The sequence below is a fragment of the Micromonospora endophytica genome (assembly GCF_003236305.1).
GTDB classification, from domain to species: Bacteria; Actinomycetota; Actinomycetes; order Mycobacteriales; family Micromonosporaceae; genus Micromonospora; species Micromonospora endophytica.
In genome coordinates this window covers 1-3,219 of the sequence record NZ_POTX01000408.1, presented here as the reverse complement: position 1 = coordinate 3,219, position 3,219 = coordinate 1, and the positions used below count along the sequence as shown (strand labels likewise).

The window sequence follows — 3,219 nt, the reverse complement described above, 5'->3', positions numbered from 1 at the left end:
CCCCCACGCCGCCTCGGCCCAGATCGCCCCGGCGATCACCGCGAAAGTGAAGATCGGGAACGAGAAGGCGTGCAGCACGAAGGTGAGCCGTTCCAGGTCGGCCGCTGCCGGCAGCCGCTTCGCCAGGGTGTACGGGAAACTGCGCTTGCCCTGCTCGTACCCGGCCCGCATCAGGTACGCCACCGCCGGCACCGCGCCGAGCAGGAACAGCCCGGAGGCGAAGACGATCGTCGACACGTGCACGATGAACCAGTACGAGTTGAGCGCCGGCACCAGCGGCACGATCGGGGTGTAGAGCACCAGCTCGGCGGTGGCCACCAGCAGCACCATGACCAGGGTCAGGAACAGCCCGAGGCGGCGCAGCGAGGGCACCTTCACCAACACCACGAGCCAGGCGGCGACGCCGATGAAGGAGACCGTGAGCACGAACTCGTACATGTTGCCCCATGGCATCCGGTCCGCCGCGAGACCGCGGGTGACCAGCCCGGCCAGGTGCAGCGCGGCACCGAGGGCGGTCAGCCCGACCGCGATCCGGCCGGCCAGGTCCGCCCGTCGCCGCGTACGCCCGGCCTGGTCTTCCGCCACGCCGGTCGTCTGCACCGGCGTGGCGACCGGCACCCCGCCGTCAGCCTGGCCCGCCACACCACCGACCGCCGCGCCCACCAGCTCGCGGGCCGGTGCCGCGACGACCCTGCTCCGCGCGTTACCCAGGGCGTACTCGACCGCGTGACTGATCATCGCCAGCAGGTACACCATTGTGGTGATCGACACCAGCTGGTCGGAGAGTGCGGACATCACTCGGCTCCTTCTCGCGCCTCGGCGCTCGCTCCGGCTGGGCCGCCGGCTGGCGTCTCGGCCGCCGGACCGCCGGCTGGCGTCTCGGCCGCCGGACCGCCGGTCGGCGTCTCGGCCGCCGGACCGCCGGTCGGCGTCTCGGCCGCCGGACCGCCGGTCGGCGTCTCGGCCGCCGAGTCACCGTCGTCCCGGCGGTCTCCGCGGATCGCGGCCACCAGGTGGGCGAACTCGTCGGCGAACCCGGGATGTTCGGTACGCGGTAGGCCAGCCACCTCGACCAAACTACTACGGCTCGTCGGAGATCCACTGCTGGGGTCGCCTGAGCTGGCCGGAAGCACCCGGACGAAGACCCGCCGACGCCGCACGAAGAGCGAACCCATCAACCCGAGCACCAGCCCGAAGGAACTGACCAACAGCAGCGTCGTACCCGGATCGTGGCGCACCGACAGCACGATGTACGGCTCGGTACCGAGGAACTCGACGGTGCTGCCGTCGTCGAGCGTCCAGCTCTCCCCCGGCCGCAACTGCTTCGTACCGATCTCGGTGAGCCGGCCGTTGCGTACCTGCCGCTGGTCGAGCTGGTAGATCGAGCTGGGGATACCGCCGTCCAAGCCCAGGTTGCCCCGGTACGCCACCAGGTCGAGCAGCGGGTTCTGCTCGGCCGGATGCTCCGACCTGGTGAACGGCGGCTCCTGCGGGGCGGTCGGCAGATAGAGGCCGGAGAAGGCCACCTGAAGCGTCGGGTCCCGCTCGCCGGTCTCCGGGTTCACGTTGGCGTCGGGAAAAGCGGCAAGCCCCTCGCTGGTCAGCCCGATGTCGCCGTTGTTGAGGAAGGGAATGCCGCTGCGCTGGCTGTTGCCGAACCGGTCGGTGTAACGGATCACCGGGGCGTACCCGTGCCCGAGCAGGTAGACGTTCGCCCCGTCGAGCCGCAGGGGCGAGTTGACCGAGAACTCGGCCGGGCGCGGTGCCCCGCCGTTCTCGTCCACCGTCACCTTGGCGTTGTAGAAGGACGGCTGGCCGGTCGGCAGGAACCTGGCGTCGAACTCGTCCAACTGCAGGCAGAACTGCGGCAGGTCGTCACCGACCCGGGGGCCGAAGCTGGCCTCGGCGTACTGCTGGCCGGTGTTGCAGAAGACGTTGTCCGCGCCCGCGACGAGCAGCCGGTTGCCGTGCCAGCCGTACCACGAACCGAGCGCCACACCGATCAGCACCAGCACCATCGAGGTGTGGAAGATCAGGTTGCCGGTCTCCTTGAGGTACCCCTTCTCGGCCGAGACCTCGTCGCCGCGGACCGCCACCCGCCAGCGTCGACGCCGCAGCGTCTCGGCGACCGCCGCCACGCCGCCCGCCGGCGCGGGCACCACCGCGTGTTGCGGCAGCCGTTCCAACCGCTTCGGTACGACAGGTGGTCTGGCCCGCAGCGCGCGGACGTGATCGCGCAGCCGGGGCGTGATGCAGCCGATGAGCGAGGTGAACAGCAGCAGGTAGATCGCGGAGAACCAGACCGAGCTGAACGCCTCGAACGCGCCGATCCGGTCCAGCCACGGCGCCAGCTCCGGGTTCGCGACGAAGAAGTCGCGTACGTCCTCCGGGTTGACGCCGCGCTGTGGCAGCACCGAACCGGGAATCGCGGCCACCGCGAGCAGGAAGAGCAACACCAGTGCGGTACGCATGCTGGTCAGCTGCCGCCACGAGTTGCGCAGCAGGGCCAGCAGCGGGTTCGGGCGGCGGCGGGGTGCCTCGGCCGGCGCGCTCGGCCGGTCGTCCACAGCGGTCATCAGATGCTCACCTGGCCCGTGCCGAAGGTGGTCTGGAGCCAGATCACCACGTTCGTCCAGCCCCCCGTCACCAGCGCCAGGCCGATCATGATCAGCAGTACGCCGCCGATCCGGGTGACCCAGCGGCTGTGCCGTCGTACCGTCCGGAAGACCCCGAGCAGCCGCTCGAAGCCCAGCCCGAAGACGAGGAACGGGATGCCCAGCCCGAGGCAGTACGCCACGGCCAGCACTACCGCGCGGTCCAACTGGCCACTGGTGGTGGCCATGCCGAGCACGGCGGCCAGGGTGGGCCCGGTGCACGGCACCCAGCTCAACGCGAACACCGCGCCCAGCACCGGCGCGCCGGCCAGGCCGGCGGCGGGCAACCGGTTGATCCGTAGCTCACGCTGGAAGCCGGGCAGCACCCCGAGATAACCCAGCCCGAGTACGACGATGAGCCCGCCGATGACGATCTCCAGCGTCCGCTCGTAGTCGAAGAAGACCCGGCCGATGCTGCTGAACAGGATCGCGGTGGCGGTGAAGACGACTGTGAAGCCGGCGATGAAGAGCAGCGTCCCGGCGAGCACCCGCCCCTTGACGGCCCGGCCGGACCGGGCCTGCTCACGTACTGCCGTACCGACCCCGCCGCCCGCCGTACCGATCC

General features: G+C 70.7%; 3 protein-coding genes. All 3 read right to left on the bottom strand.

The features are described 5' to 3' along the window. Positions 1 to 795: cytochrome c biogenesis protein CcsA (ccsA, locus tag C1I93_RS29845; protein WP_111246581.1), on the bottom strand; the 795-nt coding region annotated here is incomplete at its 3' end. After that, positions 795 to 2,576 (bottom strand): cytochrome c biogenesis protein ResB, encoded by a 1,782-nt coding sequence (locus C1I93_RS29840; RefSeq protein WP_111246580.1) that lies wholly within the window; start codon positions 2,574 to 2,576, stop codon positions 795 to 797. The genes C1I93_RS29840 and ccsA, both read right to left, overlap by 1 nt. After that, the coding region (locus C1I93_RS29835) for a cytochrome c biogenesis CcdA family protein (RefSeq protein ID WP_111246579.1) at positions 2,576 to 3,219 on the bottom strand (644 nt) is incomplete at its 5' end. The genes C1I93_RS29835 and C1I93_RS29840, both read right to left, overlap by 1 nt.